The sequence below is a fragment of the Salinimicrobium gaetbulicola genome (assembly GCF_042676025.1).
GTDB lineage: Bacteria > Bacteroidota > Bacteroidia > Flavobacteriales > Flavobacteriaceae > Salinimicrobium > Salinimicrobium gaetbulicola.
Window position 1 is genome coordinate 130,282 of record NZ_JBHTJP010000032.1, and the last position, 17,101, is coordinate 147,382.

General features: G+C 40.7%; 15 protein-coding genes. 5 read left to right on the forward strand and 10 right to left on the reverse strand.

The genetic code is table 11. The features are described from left to right. Positions 1-171 precede the first annotated feature (171 nt). The 4 genes from treZ (at position 172) to malQ (ending at position 8,658) form a co-directional block, all read left to right on the forward strand. Positions 172-1,974, forward strand: a complete 1,803-nt coding sequence (gene treZ, locus ACFQ1G_RS02105; RefSeq protein WP_380736606.1) for a malto-oligosyltrehalose trehalohydrolase — start codon at positions 172-174, stop codon at positions 1,972-1,974. A gap of 90 nt (positions 1,975-2,064) precedes the next feature. Beyond that, entirely contained in the window at positions 2,065-4,491 is a 2,427-nt protein-coding gene (locus tag ACFQ1G_RS02110) for a DUF3536 domain-containing protein (RefSeq protein WP_380736607.1), read from the forward strand. Next, the gene (gene treY / locus ACFQ1G_RS02115; RefSeq protein WP_380736608.1) at positions 4,488-7,151 is read left to right on the forward strand and encodes a malto-oligosyltrehalose synthase; all 2,664 of its coding nucleotides are present in this window, start codon (positions 4,488-4,490) and stop codon (positions 7,149-7,151) included. Before ACFQ1G_RS02110 ends, treY begins: the two co-directional genes overlap by 4 nt. Beyond that, entirely contained in the window at positions 7,135-8,658 is a 1,524-nt protein-coding gene (malQ, locus tag ACFQ1G_RS02120; protein ID WP_380736609.1) for a 4-alpha-glucanotransferase, read from the forward strand. The genes treY and malQ overlap by 17 nt, the downstream gene beginning before the upstream one ends. A gap of 32 nt (positions 8,659-8,690) precedes the next feature. On the opposite strand, the gene ACFQ1G_RS02125 is transcribed toward malQ, so the two are convergent. The 10 genes from ACFQ1G_RS02125 to ACFQ1G_RS02170 all read right to left on the reverse strand — a co-directional run bounded on the left by ACFQ1G_RS02125 (position 8,691) and on the right by ACFQ1G_RS02170 (position 16,453). After that, on the reverse strand, positions 8,691-9,011 hold the full coding sequence (locus tag ACFQ1G_RS02125; protein ID WP_380736610.1) for a four-helix bundle copper-binding protein: 321 nt from the start codon (positions 9,009-9,011) through the stop codon (positions 8,691-8,693). A 98-nt stretch (positions 9,012-9,109) separates the two neighbouring features. Next, positions 9,110-9,892, reverse strand: a complete 783-nt coding sequence (locus ACFQ1G_RS02130) for an ABC transporter permease (protein WP_380736611.1) — start codon at positions 9,890-9,892, stop codon at positions 9,110-9,112. Continuing rightward, positions 9,885-10,595: an ABC transporter ATP-binding protein gene (locus ACFQ1G_RS02135; protein ID WP_380736612.1), complete on the reverse strand. Its 711-nt coding sequence runs from the start codon at positions 10,593-10,595 to the stop codon at positions 9,885-9,887. Before ACFQ1G_RS02135 ends, ACFQ1G_RS02130 begins: the two co-directional genes overlap by 8 nt. Continuing rightward, on the reverse strand, positions 10,582-11,835 hold the full coding sequence (locus tag ACFQ1G_RS02140; protein WP_380736613.1) for a nitrous oxide reductase family maturation protein NosD: 1,254 nt from the start codon (positions 11,833-11,835) through the stop codon (positions 10,582-10,584). Before ACFQ1G_RS02140 ends, ACFQ1G_RS02135 begins: the two co-directional genes overlap by 14 nt. A 106-nt stretch (positions 11,836-11,941) precedes the next feature. Then, positions 11,942-12,235: a cupin domain-containing protein gene (locus tag ACFQ1G_RS02145; protein ID WP_380736615.1), complete on the reverse strand. Its 294-nt coding sequence runs from the start codon at positions 12,233-12,235 to the stop codon at positions 11,942-11,944. Between the two features lie 4 nt (positions 12,236-12,239). Beyond that, positions 12,240-12,671 (reverse strand): nitrous oxide reductase accessory protein NosL, encoded by a 432-nt coding sequence (locus ACFQ1G_RS02150; RefSeq protein ID WP_380736617.1) that lies wholly within the window; start codon positions 12,669-12,671, stop codon positions 12,240-12,242. A 9-nt stretch (positions 12,672-12,680) separates the two neighbouring features. Next, positions 12,681-13,307 carry a hypothetical protein gene (locus ACFQ1G_RS02155; protein ID WP_380736618.1) on the reverse strand — a complete coding sequence of 209 codons (627 nt, stop codon included), beginning with the start codon at positions 13,305-13,307 and terminating at the stop codon, positions 12,681-12,683. Positions 13,308-13,380: 73 nt separating this feature from the next. Further along, on the reverse strand, positions 13,381-15,342 hold the full coding sequence (nosZ, locus tag ACFQ1G_RS02160) for a Sec-dependent nitrous-oxide reductase (protein ID WP_380736619.1): 1,962 nt from the start codon (positions 15,340-15,342) through the stop codon (positions 13,381-13,383). Positions 15,343-15,371: 29 nt separating this feature from the next. After that, on the reverse strand, positions 15,372-15,944 hold the full coding sequence (locus tag ACFQ1G_RS02165; RefSeq protein ID WP_380736620.1) for a fasciclin domain-containing protein: 573 nt from the start codon (positions 15,942-15,944) through the stop codon (positions 15,372-15,374). A gap of 5 nt (positions 15,945-15,949) precedes the next feature. Continuing rightward, positions 15,950-16,453 carry a cytochrome c gene (locus tag ACFQ1G_RS02170; RefSeq protein ID WP_380736621.1) on the reverse strand — a complete coding sequence of 168 codons (504 nt, stop codon included), beginning with the start codon at positions 16,451-16,453 and terminating at the stop codon, positions 15,950-15,952. A gap of 202 nt (positions 16,454-16,655) precedes the next feature. Between ACFQ1G_RS02170 and ACFQ1G_RS02175 the strand changes: the two genes are divergently transcribed. Next, positions 16,656-17,087, forward strand: coding sequence for an RrF2 family transcriptional regulator (locus ACFQ1G_RS02175; protein WP_380736622.1), 432 nt, complete (start codon positions 16,656-16,658; stop codon positions 17,085-17,087). Positions 17,088-17,101: the final 14 nt, after the last annotated feature.

The window sequence follows — 17,101 nt, forward strand, 5'->3', positions numbered from 1 at the left end:
TTACCTGACGCGGGGAGGGACATGTGTTCTGACTCAGGTTTTCTAAATCACTTAAATTTAGGCAAGTAGCTGTGATTCCTTAGTTAAAAAACTATTAAACATTAAAGGTTCCGTCTTATCCTTCTTAGTTTTGAAAGAGTATTTGGTGTTGCATTAATGCGGAAGGATTTTATGGAAAAGAAAGTAGGAGCTGAGCAAATTAAAGACGGTAAAATAAGATTCAGGGTCTGGTCACCTTTCGCGGAAGCAGTCCAGGTACTTCTGAAGGATCAAAACCAGCTACTCGACCTGCAAAAAGATGAGGTAGGGTACTGGGAAACCGAAACCGATAAAGCAGCTCCGGGATCCCTTTATAGGATCAGGCTTGATGAAGAAGATACCTTTCCCGATCCTGCTTCCAGATCCCAACCGGAAGGTGTGCATTCCTGGTCACAGATTCCCATTTCAGAATTTAACTGGACAGACGACTCCTGGAAAGGCAGGGAACTTTCTGAAATGCTTATTTATGAACTTCACGTAGGAACCTTTACTTCAAAAGGAAGTTTTGAAGCCATTATTGAAAAACTGGATCACCTGGAAGAATTAGGCATAAATACCATTGAATTAATGCCAATAGCTCAATTCCCCGGTTCCCGTAACTGGGGATATGACGGGGTTTACCCATATGCCGTGCAGGATAGCTACGGTGGCATTAACGGACTAAAAACCCTTATCGATACCTGTCACAAAAGAGGTTTCGCGGTCCTGCTTGATGTAGTGTATAACCACCTTGGTCCTGAAGGCAATTACCTGTCACAGTTTGGTCCTTATTTCACTGATAAATACCATACGCCCTGGGGCAGCGCGGTAAATTTTGATGATGAGTATTCAGACCATGTTCGGAGTTTCTTTATTCAAAGCGCCCTTATGTGGCTGGAGGAATTTCATTTTGACGGCCTGCGCCTGGATGCCGTGCATGAGATCATTGACCGTGGCGCAAAACATTTTTTAAAGGAATTAAGTTTAGAAGTTGATTCCCTGGAACAAAAGACCGGGAAACGATATATTCTTATTGCTGAAAGTGATCTCAATGATAACCGCCTGGTCACTTCTTACAAGAAGGGAGGTTACGGTCTCGAAGGACAATGGGTTGATGATTTTCACCACGCGGTTCACACCGTACTTACCGGGGAAAACGCAGGATATTATAAAGACTTCGGAAAAATGGAATTTTTGGCCAAGTCTTTTGAACAGGGGTTTATTTACGACGGTATCTATTCTGTTTTTAGGAAGAAAAAAGTAGGGAACAGCCCTAAAGGTATTCCTTCGGAAAAATTCGTTACCTGTATTCAAAATCATGATCAGGTCGGAAACCGGCTTCTCGGGGAACGGCTGGCAGAACTCGTCTCCTTTGAAGAATTGAAACTGGCAGCAGGCTTGCTCCTTTTCTCACCTTATGTGCCTATGCTTTTCATGGGAGAGGAATTTGGCGAGACCAGTAGGTTCCAGTATTTCGTAAGTCACGGTGATCCTGAATTGGTGAAAGCTGTCCAGAAGGGCCGAAAAAGGGAATTTGAATACTTTTTTCATACCAAGGGAAGTTTCCCAGATCCGCAATCTTCAGAAACCTTTGAGAGTTCCAAATTGAACTGGGAATTTGAAAAGGAAGATCCTAAAAAACACATTTTTGAATTCTATAAAGAAATGATCAGGCTTCGGAAAGAGGGAAATTTTAAGGCATTTTTGGAAGGCGAACGAAAAGTTGATTTCAGCGAAGAGAATAATTGGCTGCAGGTTACTTCCGAAGATAATAACGGAAAGCTGAAGGCGCTTTATAACTTTGGAAAGAGTACCATTCCTTTGAAAGAATCCGAAAATGATAAAATAGAACTAATAATTTCCTCGTCTAATAAAAATTGGGGAGGCCAGGAGGAAGTTAATTCGCGATCAAGTTCTGTCCCGGCAAGTTCTTTTGTTATTTATAAAATTTACTAAAGTCCTTGTCATGTTGAGGATTTAAATATATCTTTTATAGGGGTTTACAGGCCTGTAAAATTCCCATTTCCCCCTCAAAATATCATAAAAATGAGCAATAAATATATTTGTATTCACGGGCATTTTTATCAACCTCCGAGAGAAAACCCATGGTTGAACAAAGTTGAGATCCAGGAATCTGCGTATCCATATCATGACTGGAATTACAGGATCAACGAAGAGTGTTATCGAAGAAATACGGCATCCCGTATTCTAAATGATCACGGGAAAATAGAGGCTATCATGAACAATTATTCCCGGATGAGCTTCAACATCGGGCCAACTTTGCTGGCATGGATGGAAAATGAAGCTCCCGAGACCTATGCAGCTATTTTACAGGCCGACAAAGATAGTATGGAAGCTTTTTCAGGACATGGTTCGGCTATGGCGCAGGCTTATAATCACTTGATCATGCCATTGGCAAACGAGAGGGATAAAGAAACCCAGGTCATCTGGGGGATCGAGGATTTTAAATCTCGATATGGACGTCACCCGGAAGGAATGTGGCTGGGCGAAACTGCGGCCAATACAGAATCTCTGGAGATGCTGGCGAAACATGGGATCAAGTTTACGATACTTTCACCTTATCAGGCCAAAAGGGTAAGAAAATTGGGAACCAAAGAATGGAAAGATGCGACAAATGCAAAGGTCGATACAAAAAAAGCATATGCCTGCAAATTGCCTTCGGGTAAGGAGATCGCGCTCTTTTTTTATGACGGTCCTGCTTCTCAGGGTGTTGCCTTTGAAGGACTTTTGAATGATGGGGCCCTTTTCGCAAATCGGCTTAAAGATCTCCTCTCAGACAATGATGATCTGGAACTCGTACATATCGCGACAGACGGGGAAAGTTACGGCCATCATCACGGCCTGGGGGAAATGGCTCTGTCTTACTGTCTGGACTCTATAGATAAGCAGGAAGATGTAAACCTGACTGTTTATGGGGAATTCCTGGAGAAATTTCCGCCGGCATTTGAGGCAGAGATCATTGAAAATACCTCCTGGAGTTGTTACCACGGGGTGGAGCGTTGGAAAAGTGACTGCGGATGTAATACCGGTGGAAACCCCGACTGGAATCAGAAATGGCGTAAACCTTTAAGAGAGGCTTTTGACAAGGTGAGGGAAAAGCTTATTACGCTGTATGAGCAGCAAATGCAAGATCACACCTCTAATCCATGGGACGTTAGGAATGGATATATCAGGGTGATACTGGACCGCAGTAATGATAATGTATCAGGATTTCTAAAAGATAATTTTGGCGAAGATCTTTCCGAAGAAAATAAAGTGAAACTTCTCAAACTCCTGGAAATGCAATACCACTCTATGTTGATGTATACTAGTTGCGGCTGGTTCTTTGACGAGGTCACCGGTATTGAATCTATGCAGGATATATTTTACGCCACCCGTGCCATACAGCTTGCTGAAGAAGTAAGCGGCCTGGACTATGAAGCCGATTTTGTGGAATCGCTTCGGAAGATCCCGAGTAATATTCCGAAGTATGGCAACGCATTGAAGGCTTACGAACAGATAGTTAAACCTATGGAGCTGGATATGATAAGGATCGGGGCGCATTACGCGATCTCTTCCCTTTTCGAAGAGTTTCCTGAAGAGGTTACTCTCTATAACTTCAGTGCGGCGGTCAAATCCAGTCATTATTATGAGGCCGGTAAACAAAAACTGATCGTGGGCCGTACTGAGTTTCGGTCTGATATAACCTGGGAAAAAGTGGATATTTCATATGCTGTGCTTCATTTGGGAGAACATCACCTGTTTGGGGGTGTTCGTAAGTACATGGGGACAGAAGCTCTTGAGGAGCTGCACACCAAAATGGCTCAATTCTTCGAGCAGGGAAATGTGTATGAGATCTTTAACCTGATGGATGTTCACTTCGGGAATCACAATTACTCCTTCTGGCACCTGTTCAGGGATGAGCAGCACCAGATCATGAAATTAATGATGGAGAAGAACCTTACCGGAGCCGAGGGAGCCATGCAGCAACTCTATGACAATACGTATACTTTGCTGAAGACTTTTCAGGAAATAAATATGGAAGTGCCGGCAAGGTTGAAAATGCCAGTAGAAATGGCTGTGAATAACCGGTTGGTGACTGAATTAAAAAGAAAGGAACTTAGTTTCCGAAAACTTGACAAACAACTAAAGTCGGCTGTGGCTATTGACGCAAATCTTGATCTTGTTACACTGGATTATTTAATGGATCAACGTCTGACGGAGCTTGTCAAAAAACTGGAGGAAGAGCCTGAAAATCTGGAACTGTTACATACTATTAATCAATTATTGGGTCTTATAAAGGAAACTCCCCTGGATCCAGAAAAATGGGAGGCTCAGAATATCATTTTTGGGATCAAAGAACAACATTTAGCAGAAAAGATGAGCGAGGCTGACGCAGGAGATCAGGCTGCGAAGGATTGGAGTAACGCTTTTAAGCAGTTAGAGGAATCAGTTAACCTTGTAATAGAATGAAATGCCCAACGGCTACATACCGGGTACAACTCTCTCCCGAGTTCACGTTTGATGATCTCGAAAAGATCCTTGATTACCTGGAGCAATTCAGAATTTCAACCATTTATTCAGCTCCATTTTTCAAAAGCAGAACAGGAAGTACGCATGGTTATGACATAACCGATCCTTTGTCACTTAATCCCGAGATAGGAAAACTGGAAACCTTCAGAAAGATCAGTGAATGGCTTGAAAAGAAAAAAATGGGCTGGCTTCAGGATATAGTTCCTAATCACATGGCCTTTGACAACGAGAATCAATGGTTAAGAGATATTTTTGAATTGGGGCCCAAATCCGAATATTATAAGTTTTTTGATATTGACTGGGAAAAAGGCGAAAAACTGATGGCTCCTTTCTTAGGAGACCCTTTGAATGAAGTACGGGAGAAGAAAGAGCTGAAACTGCAACTGGCACAGACAGGACTTTGTTTCAGATATTATGACAATTCATATCCTGCATCGGCTGAAACATATTTTGAGATCCTTTCAAAGACCGAAAATGAAAAATGGATCGAGGAGTTTAGAAGTTATGAAGCTGGCGGTAAGGAATGGCACGATCTCAAAAACCTTTTTTTGATCAATATTCAGGCAGACCACGAATTGGACACGTCCATACAAAGCACCTTGAAAAAAATAAACTCTTCGCAAGAAGAGATGCAAAGAATTTTAGATCTTCAGTTCTTTAGACCTACAGACTGGAAAAAGACCGAAAAGGAGATCAATTACCGAAGGTTCTTTACCATCAACGGCCTCATTTGCCTGCGAATGGAAGATGAAAAAGTCTTCAAGGAATATCATGAATTCATTCATCAGTTAGTTGAAGCCGGTTTTATAAATGGTCTCAGAATAGATCATATTGACGGCCTTTTTGACCCTGTGAAGTATCTTGAAGATCTTCGGGAATTAGTGGGTTACGATTTTTACCTGATTATAGAGAAGATCCTGGAATGGGATGAAAAACTCCCTCGTAACTGGCCGGTTCAGGGAACCAGTGGATATGGGTTTCTTGCTGAAGTAAATCAGCTATTTACAGACCACAGCAAGGAAAAAATGTTTTCAGATTACTACGATAGGATAAATCCGGAACAGAACGAGTATGAGCAGTTGGTGTATAATCAAAAGCTTTTTATTCTCAAGGAACGAATGGGAGGAGAATTCTCAAACCTTTGGAGCCTCCTGGACGAACTTGGCCTTCTTGCTCCTGAAAACCGTACTGAGAAGGTCAAGGAAGCTCTCGGAGCCTTTTTAGCAGCATTTCCGGTTTACAGGATATATCCGGAGGAATTTCCTTTAAAAAAGAAGCAAAAGAAGTTCATCGAAACTGCTTGTGAGACAGCTTTGAAATATTCCGAAGATCTGAAGACCGAATTGAAGATATTAAAGGAGATCTTCCTTGGTGAAGCCTCGGGAGATACTGACAATATGTTCTACTTTCTACAGCGCTGCCAGCAATTCACCGGTCCGCTGGCGGCAAAAGGGGTTGAAGATACCAGTTTTTATATTTTCAACCGGTTGATCTCACACAATGAAGTAGGGGACTCTCCCCAGAATTTTGGATTGTCGATAGACGGCTTTCATGAAAAAATGGAACAACGTAAAAGAGAGTTTCCATTATCCATTAACGCTACGGCTACTCATGATACAAAACGAGGAGAAGATGCCAGGATGAGGATCAATGTTTTGAGTGAACTAGGGGAAGAGTGGCTGGAAAAAGCTGAAGAATGGAGTAAGGTTGCAAATAAGATCAAGAAAAATGGGATTCCCGATGCTAACGAAGAATATTTTATTTTTCAAATGCTGGTTGGGTCTTTCCCTTTTAAGATGGAGTTTGGGGAAGAGTTCATCAAGCGCACACATGCCTACCTTGAAAAAGCACTACGGGAAGCTAAAGTTCATTCTTCTTGGACAGAACCTGATGAGTCTTATGAAAAAGAGGTTTTTGATTTTGTGACAAATCTTTTGAATGAAAAAGAATTTCTGAACTTATTCCTGACTTTTCAGAAAAAAATAATGGGTTACGGAGCATTAAAGTCCCTGGGGCAGTGTCTTATTAAGCTTACGGCCCCGGGTATTCCCGATATTTACCAGGGAACAGAACTTTGGGATCTGAGTTATGTAGACCCTGACAACCGTCGACCCGTGAACTTTCAGCTGCGAAAGGAATATTTATATGAATTGATGATACTTCCTAAGGACAAACTTAAACAGGAACTCAACTCCCTCCGAAATAAATTCACCACAGGAAAGATCAAATTATACTGTCTTCACAAAGCGCTGGATGAAAGGCGAAACTTCAGCGAAGTTTTCTTAAAAGGAGAGTATTTGCCGGTAACTTTAAATGAAAAATTTGAAGATAAAGTGGTCGCTTTTGTAAGAAAGGAAGGGGAGAAATGGTATTTGATAGTGGTACCTGTTATGGTCACAAGCATTTTTAAAGATGACCTGGCTTTAAAAACCCCTGTTGAAAATGAGCCTGTTCTTTCAATTCCTTCATGGTATCCACGTAACTGGAAAAATATTTATACCCAGGCTACATGGGATAATCCGGCTGAGTTTTCTGTGAAAGATCTTTTCGGGGATTTTCCGGTGGCCCTTTTAACCAACTTCTATGAAGATGAAAATTGAAAGAAGTAGCGGAATATTGATGCACATCACTTCTTTACCCGGGCCTTACGGAATTGGAGACCTGGGGCCGGAGGCTTATAATTTTTTGGATTTCCTGGAGGCCTCGGGAAATCGCTACTGGCAATTACTTCCATTGAACCCAACAGATAAGATCTATAATCATTCCCCCTACAGTACGCATTCTGCATTCGCGGGAAACCCGTTATTAATAAGTCCTGATCTCATGGTCAAAACTGGTTATATAGACTCTCAGGACATTAATGCTCCTAAAAAAAGCAGACCTGAAAAGGTCAATTTTTCCGAAGTAGAACCTTTCAAAGAAAAGCTTTTTGCGAAAGCATGGAAAAAGTTCGGAAAACAAAAGCAGGAAGATCCGAAATTTGAAGAATTTCAAAAGGAACATGCCTATTGGCTGGATGATTATTGTCTATATCTGGCACTGCGAAATAAATTTGACGGGAAAAGCTGGCTTGAATGGCCGGATGAATTAAGAGACAGAGAGCCGAAAGCTCTGAAAAAGGCACATGCCGAACTGGAAGAACCTGTCATTAAAGAAAAATTCATTCAACACCTGTTCTTTTCACAATGGAAGGACCTTATGGCCGAGGCACATAAAAGAAATATCAAATTCTTTGGAGATGTACCCTTCTATATTAACCATGACAGTGCCGATTGCTGGGTAAATCCGGATCTTTTCAAGCTGGATGAAGATAAAAACCCAACCCATGTTTCGGGTGTTCCGCCTGACCTGTTCAGTAAAACCGGACAGCTTTGGGGCACGCCTGTCTATAACTGGAAGCATTTAAAAAGCAATGATTTTGAATGGTGGGTTGCCAGGCTCAGGCAAAATTTGTTGTTGTTCGATGTAGTGCGGTTTGATCATTTCAGAGCATTTTCAGCTTATTGGGAAGTCCGGGCAAGCGAGAAAACAGCGATTAAAGGGAAATGGGTAAACACTCCGGGAACTGACCTGTTCAGGGTATTGAGAAAAGAGTTTCCTGAAATGCCTTTTATTGCTGAAGATCTTGGTTCCCTGGATCAGCCGGTTTATGACTTGCTGGACAAGTTTGAGTTCCCAAAAATGAAAGTCCTGCAGTTTGCTTTTGGAGATCATTATTCAGAGAATCCCTATTTGCCTTTCAATCATTTGCCTAATAACGTGGTCTATACTGGAACGCATGATAACAATACCACCAGAGGCTGGTTTAAAACCACCGGAAAAGAAGTGAAACTACATGTTAAAGAATATACCGGGATCTTCGTCTCAGATAAGAACATTCATAAGGTTTTTCATAGAATGGCATTAGGATCGGTCGCGAGCCTGGCTATAATTCCCATGCAGGATATTATTGGGCTGGGAGGAGAGGCGATCATGAACGTTCCCGGAAGTATGGAAGGTAACTGGACGTGGAGACTCAGAAAATCAGAATTACCCGATGACAAACAGATCAAGGCTTTACATCATTTAAACATGGTTTATGGCCGGGCCGAAGAAAAGAAGACATAAAAAAGGAGGCTTTTGCCTCCTTTTATTTTTATTTAAGCCGCGTAATTTTTGCAGGCCTCAGCACATTCTCGACATGCCTTCGCGCATTGCTTGCAATGATCTGCTTCATGTTGCTCACATTCCTTAGCGCAGTCTTCACAAATTTGCCTGCAGTAGTCTACCAGGCCCTGAATATTGTCATATTTGGTTTCCATGATGTTGGCAAGAGCAGCACAAACATAAGAACACGCTCTGTCTGTTCTTATACACTTGACCATTTTCTTTACATCGGGTTCATCCAGGCAGGCATCTGCACACCAGTTACAATAATTGATACAATTTGAAAGACTTTTTAATAACTCCTGATTTCTCATCTTAATCGGTTTTTCTGGTTAGAATTTCTTTTTCTTAAGTTAAAAAAGGATTCCGATAATTTACCGTAAGACGCTGTTAAACAATGACTAATAAAGGGTTAAAAGTCTTTTTTTCTAGATTTTCTGTTAAGGTTAAATACCGGCAAGAACACCCAGAGAGATAAAACGCTCAAAGAAATGATCAATCCAAGATTTGTTCCGAAAAATTTCTGAAAAACTGCACCTGTATACCCCATTAATGCCGAAATATCCAGCTTCAATAAGATCAGGATGCGGGAGAGATCAATAGGATTGAACATAGTCGCGATAAGAGAAAATTTATCTAGCGGATAATCCTCAAAAAGCACTAATGACATCAGGAACAATCCGTCATAGATCACAGCCAGAAACAACCATAATAAGATGGCATAACTAAAGCCCTTTATCTTGTTCTCGTTATACAACGCAATATTAAATGCCAGGGCACTAAAAATGAAAGTCAGGAAAGTTCCGGTAATCAAAAGAAGTGAAAAATCCCAGATCGCGGCTGACTGAAAAAGCCCGTAAAAGATGAAGGGAACTCCAAGTCCAATAATGAGGCTTAAAGAGAGTGATACCGCCACCCCGAGGTATTGTCCCAAAAAGATAGAGCGGCGTTTTAAAGGTTGTGCCAGCAATAATTCGGTAAACTCTTTTGAGTTATAATAATACATGACCCCAAAAATGGTTCCTATTAGAGGTACCAGGATGATGATCACATTCATAAGAGTGATCACCGCTTTTGAAAGATCATTATTCAGAAATAATAAAACGACCCCCAGCAGCAGGTAAAAGAAGAAATACACATAGCTCCAGCGGCTACGCATTAGATCAAAGAAACTGTATTTTAATATTTTAAGCATAACTAGAAGATAATATTGAGGCTATGGCGTGTTCAAAATCAGGTTGTTCGGTCTTGGTTTTTAGTTGCTGGATGGATCCTTTGAAATAGATCTTACCTTCCAACAGAAATACGATCTCATCTGAAATTTCTTCCACAAAATTCATAATGTGGGAGGTGATCAAAATGGTCTTTCCTTTCGCTTTTTCGGCTTTTATAAGTTCCTTCAACCGTAGGTGGGAGATTGGATCAAGACCGGTAGTTGGTTCATCCAGAATGATCAAAGGGCTGTCAAACATGAAGGTAAGTACAAGGTTTACCTTTTGTTTGGTTCCTCCGGAAAGGTTTCCTAGTTTCTTGTTTAGAAAAGGCTGTAGTTTGAAAAGTTCAATGAGGCGTTGATCTTCATTGCCTTTAAAAGAACGCAGATCCTTGATCATTTTTATAAGTTCATTGACCGAAAGGTTGTTAGGGAAATTGGCTATTTGAGGCAGGTAATCTATCTCGTTGCGATATTTCCAATCTCCTTTAATGTTCTTGCCGTTTAGGCTGATGCTTCCTTTATCAGGGATCACCATTCCTAAAATACTTTTTATGAGGGTCGTTTTTCCCGAACCATTAGGCCCAAGAACCGCGAAAATCCCCCCTTTTTCGATCTCTAAGGTTATTCCTTTTAAAACTTTGTTCTTGGAATAACGTTTATGTAAATCCTTAATTTCTATCATGGTCGATTGCCTTCATTCTCGGTTCTTCATCCACTAAATTATCGGGTGTGAAAACCGGTGATACTTTTTCTGAAAAATCTATGATGTCAATAAATAAGCTACGTAGCAGGATAATTGTCTCGGGAGTCCTGTTCACTATATAGGAGAATAGTTTAACAGGACGGTAAGGAACATCTCCAATGCCATTCTTGTCCAGGTCATATCCGGTATAATTACTCCAGAAATTCTTAGAAAATTCGTTATCGTTCAATTTGCTGTTATAGGAAATATCAAAGGAGTTGTACAGGAAATTATTGTTCTTAAAAATATTGGTGTAGCAAGCCCCACGAACTTTTATTGCCCAGCCATTATTTCTGAAATCGTTGTTTTCATAATTGATCCTGTTTGAACCTTCAATATTGATCCCGACGGTGTTCTTTTTAAAAACATTTCCGACGATCTCAGCATCGTTTATTTCCTTAAGCAGCAAGCCGAATGCCGCTGTTCCCCAGTTTTCGCGGAAGATATTTTCTCTCATTTCTATATGCTTGGAGAACATGACCGCGACTCCCGCACCGTTGTTCTGGAAAATATTTCTGCGGTAAATGTCATTATTGGAGAACATGAAATGCAAACCATATCGCAGGTTGTCAATACTCTTGTTGTCTTCTATTATAATTCCGTCAGAAAACTCCAGGTAGATACCATCTCTTACATTCCTCACCTCATTTCCGGTTACGGTTATGTCCTGGCAATACCACAACTGGATTCCGTTACCGGAATTATATTCGTTCACTGCATCTCCAAAAATGCGGTTATTGAGGACCTTTCCGTTCTTAGATTTTTCGAGATAAATTCCGAAGAAAAGTCGTTCTAGAGTAAGGTCTTCCAGCAAAAAATCAGCACTTTTAACCACACGGACGGCTGCATAATCTGTGGTGTAACTGGTCCCAACGTTAATGATCTTAATGCCTTTTAACGTGACATGGTCTGCCTGAATTGTAATGATCTCTCCCTGATCCTTCCCGTCTATAATGGCTCCTTTTTCTCCAATTATCGTAAGAGGCTTGGTTACAGCAATATTGTATTCGTAATAAGTTCCTTTCTTAATGAAAATGGTATCGTATTCTTCCGCTGCTTCAATTGCTTTTGAAATGTTGGTATGCTCACAGGTTGCACAAACCTTCAGAGTCTTACCCCACATTTGAGACATCTGAAGCAAAATGACTGAGAAGAAGATATATTTAAGAAAGCGATCCATAAAGTTTACAATTTATATAAAACTGTAGTTTGTACCAATATTTGACAATAAGGTTCCAGGAGAACAGAAATTCTCTCCTTTATAAGTATATAAAAACAACGATAATTTATCTGATTATCAGGAATTTGGAGTCTTCCAGCGCTTCTATCCAGTGGGGGGTATCCCTTCCGAATTGAAAATGCTGGTGAGTGCTCAAATGATGAATCTTTTTATTGATGAAAAGATCGATCATTCCTTCCAGTACAATTATATGGGCTGCCCGGGAAGAACCTTTCTCTGTAAATTCGGCTCCTTTTTCTAAAAAGATGGAGAAGATTTCCGGAGATGAACCGGTTGTTAGTTTTTGAACTTTTAAAAGCTTAAATGATTGGTCTTTTATGGTGTCTTTGATAGTTTCCATCTTTCTATTTTTTTATATGGTCTTTGATCGAATCCCAGGAATATAATTCTCCTCCGTATTCTTCTTTTGTTTTTTCAGCAGCTGCTTCAGAATTAAATCCGGAGAGATTTGCGCCCATAGGGCTCGATATCTCCGGACTTATAAGATAACTGGCTTTAGTTGCATCGATGAGTTCCCCGGGCATCTTAAAATCGCTTACTAAATACATAGCAGCAGGCTGGTCGAGGTATTCTCTGTCATAGTGTATCATACATTCTATAGCATCGAATTTGTAGGATCTCCCTTTATCTGTTACGATCTGTGATGCATGCTGACGGTCAACGATGGTCATTTTGCAATACTCACAATTGTCGCTTCCGTACTCGATAGGCTTTGGAGCGATCTCACATGAAATAAATAAAACGCTGAGGATCAATATGAAACTAAAGGCTTTCATTCTAATATTCTAGGTAAATAATCTCTTATTCTTTTTTCTCTCTGTTCTTCCTACCACAAAAGCCAGCAGGGTAAGTGCCATTCCTGCGAACAGCATATATCCACCGGTATGCGGATAGGAATCTACTTCAAAATTCAACATTTTTTCGTGACCAAATAAAGGTGGTTTATAGGTCATTGGTGTACCATCTGGGTTAGTCATTTTCATAATAGCATTCGGGTCAAGGTTGGTTCCATATTCGGTTAACCAGGCGTTGAAATCATACATTCCCAGAATTCCAAGTACGGCCATCAACACGAACCAGCCAAGGAACCAGTTGGGGCTTATTTTTCCGAAAAAGCCCAGTAAACCAATGATAACTCCTAAAGCAGCCATTCCGCCAATAACCATCGGGAAAACTTCAAATTCCCACATCTCGTCAGCCTTAGGGATCTTTTGCATCCCTATATAGTGGTTTACTCCGTCAATATTTTGAATGTCGAATTCTTCAACCCCCTCAATCCCTGAAATATAGATGTTCATTCCAAGAGGATCTGGATACTGAGGTGCTCCTAACATGATATTCCATAAAGGGAATTTAAAGAGGCCTAAAAGTAGGAGGGACCCCAGGATCATTATTAGTCCGGCTTTTTTCATTTTAAATGTATTTAAAAATAAAGCGGGAGTATGAAAAACCACCCCCGCCTTAAAAAATCAGTTAAGTAGGGACTTATTCACCCAAAGACCAGCTAAGCTCAATATCAGAGTTTGCCGGAGATACGCGAACATATCCTTGCATTTCCTGGTGAAGCGCTGAACAGAAATCTGTACAATAGAATGGCCACACCCCAACTTGTTTAGGTTCCCAAACAAAGGTTTCAGTTTGTCCCGGCATGATCAATAATTCGGAAGTATTCGCTCCAATCATACTGATACCATGCGGCACATCATAATCCTGCTCGTGGTTGGTCACGTGGAAGTAAACCTTATCTCCAACTTTTATTCCCTCAATATTATCAGGAGTAAAGTGGCTGCGGATCATAGACATGTAGATGTGAACTTCATTTCCATCGCGTTCAACACGGGTATCAGCATTTGTAAGAGCCGCATATTTATGCTTGTTATCTGCCAGCTTAAAGATCTTCTTAGATCTCTCCTTTACTATATCGGCTGCGATCCCTGCTGCATAGTGAGGTTCACCAACTGTAGGGAAATCAAGTAATAATTCCATTTTTTCACCTGTAATGTCATACAGTTGAGCAGACTGGGTAACTTCAGGTCCCGTTGGTAAATAACGGTCTTTGGTGATCTTGTTCATCGCTAGAACATAATCTCCGAAAGGTTCTCTAGAATTTCCTCCAGGGATCATAAGGTGACCTACAGAGTAGTATGTTGGTTTACGGTCAACAACTTCCCAGCTTCCTAATTTCCATTTTACAACTTCCGAAGAAATGAAGAAAGTAGTATAAGCGTTTCCTTTACCGTCAAATTCAGTATGCAGAGGTCCAAGACCACCTTGTTTTACAGTACCTGCAAGAACGTCTTCGAATTTAAGGATTGGAATTCCGTAAGCCTCACCGTCAAATCTTTCGTTTTCGATAGCATCCAGCATTTTAGTGAATGAATGGATAGTAAGATCAGCAGAAAGTTTTCCATTACCAACAATATACTCACCAGAAGGGTCTACATCACATCCATGAGGAGATTTTGGAGTTGGAAGGAAGTAAACCGCTCCAGGTACTTCTGAAGGATCTACCACCAGAACTTCTTTTTTCATGGTAGAAGTAGCAGTATGTGTTTCTTCATCATATACGTTGTGAGCATAGTTAGCAGGCATCTTTTTACCGCCGCCATTGTTTACATACTCTTCGATCTTTTTCCAGTTAACGGCTGCAATAAAGTCCTTGTCATTTTGAGAAGCGTTCACCTCAAGTAAGGAGTTGGCTTCTTCAGTATTATATGTGGTAAAGAAGAACCATCCGTGAGATTTACCGCGACCAGGGTGAGAAAGATCATAATCAAATCCAGGCATCATAAGCTGGAATTTGATATCCATACGTCCATCTTCGGGATCTACGCTAATAAATGATAAAGCTCCTTTAAAGTTTCCTTTATACTCGTTGATAGGCATATCGCGCTGAGGCACAGGAACAGAGAAACGGGTTCCCGCAACTACATACTCAGTATTTTCGGTTACGAAAGAAGAACTGTGGTTTCCTGCACTGTTAGGAACTTCTATGATCTCAGTAGTTTCAAAAGTGGTAAGGTCGATCTTTGCGATACGAGGAGTGTTGTTACCATTGATGAAAACCCATCTACCGTCCAGTTTTCCTTCCGTTTGAGAAATATCAGGATGGTGAGAATCATCCCAAGGAATGAATCCGTGAGAAGTGTTTAACATCGGTTTGGTTTCCTCATTGTAACCCCAGGCTTTTTCAGCATCTTGTGAAAATACAGGGATAACTTTGAATAAGCGACCGGAAGGAAGCCCATATACGGCTAGCTGGCCACTGAAACCTCCCGAAACGAACGCATAATATTCGTCATGTTCTCCTGGAGCTACATATACTTTTTCGGCCGCCGAAGAAGATAAGGCTCCACGGTCGCCCTTTTTAGAATCGTCATCGTTACAGCTGGTAAATGAACCTGCAATAAGAGCGATCGATAATATACTAGTGATGAATCGTTTCATTTTTTTCTTATTAAATTATTATCGGAGGATTAATTTTCTGGAAGTATAACTTTGTCAACAACATGTACGATCCCGTTACCGGCAGGTACACTTGCTAAGATCTTAGCTCCGCCAACATATACATCATCACCTTCTACTGTAACAGCAATATTTTCATTGCTGGCCTGGCCCAGTTTTTTAAACTTTTTCAAAAACTCCTTATCATATTTCCCGGGGGTCACATGATGCTTAAGGATATAAGCAAGTTTTTCCTTGTTTTCCGGTTTTAAAAGATCTTCTACAGTGCCTTCTGGTAGGGCATCAAAAGCTGCATTTGTTGGAGCAAAAACCATTAAAGGTCCGGCATTCACCAATGCATTCTCAAGGTCTGCCGCCTGCACTGCCGCAACAAGTGTAGTGTGATCTTCAGAACCAATTGCAATGTCCAGAACGGTAGGTTGTGACTCATCGTCTTTGATGAAAGCCTGGCCTTGTTCTTTAGACGTCTCAACGGTTTCTGTGTTTTCTGTACTTGTTTCTGAAGGCTGATCTTTGTCTGATTTACAGGCAGAAACAAGAACAATCAATGAAAAAGATAGTAAGAGGTTGGTGATAGTTTTCATAAAATTTATTCTTTTAGAGTTCTGAAATATTCTAGTACAGCACGAGCCTCTTCTTCAGTCAGGTTCTGGTTTGCCATGGGCGAACCGTTGTGTTCTATTAACAGCTCTTTTGCTAGAGGATCTTTTTGGACCATTACCTCAGGATTTAAGATCATATTCATGATCCACTCCGGAGTACGTCGTTCGGTAACTCCTACCATTTTAGGCCCAATGAACTTCTTATCTGTTTTGTGACAAGCAGTACACATATTTTTGAAGATCTCCTGTCCGCGGGCTGCCATAGTTTGATCGATAGTAGAAGGAAGAGTAAGGTCAGTGATAGGACCAATCCCTTTATTCTCCAAGTCAACTTTTTCTGAAGCCTTCGTAGCTGGTTGCTCGGTGACTACTTTTTCCTTCGGCTCATTGTCGGAAAGTTTAATAGTTTCCTTTTCTTTTTCTTCCTTGCCTCCACAAGCTATGGTCATAAGAATTAGTAAGGCAGAAAGGATCTTTAATGTTAATTTCATGATAAAACTTATTAATGTTGTTGTACAAAATTACGATATTTATCTAATTAAAGGATAAAAAGGTCTTAAAATATTTTATGATTGAATAAGGATAAATTAATCTTATTTATGGCTGAATAAATATGACCGGAATCATAATCTGGTGAAATAGGTGATTCCTTAATCCGGAAAAACTTACTTTTGCCGACTGTAACTTACAACTATGCTATCAAGTTCAAGTAAATATGCCATTAACGCGGTCTTATATATCGCGGTTCATGCAAGTGCAGAAAAGAAACTCAGGGCTAATGAGATCGCTGAGGCCATTAAATTGCCTTCTCCGTTTTTAGCTAAACTTTTACAGAACCTTTCAAGGGAGCACATTGTTTCTTCCTCAAAAGGCCCTAAGGGGGGATTTTTTCTGACTGATGAAGCTAAACAGCTCCCATTACTGGAGGTTGTGAAATCGATTGATGGGGTGGAGCGACTTGAAGATTGTGTTCTGGGCCTTAAGAAATGTAGTGCTGAAAAGCCTTGTCCGGTTCATTTTTCAGTACAACCATTCAAAAAGAAATTCTTAAGAGAACTGGAAGAGAATTCTATTGAGCACTTTGCCGAAAAGGTAAAAAAAGGGGAGACCTATTTATTTATATAGATCTCCCGCTTTTA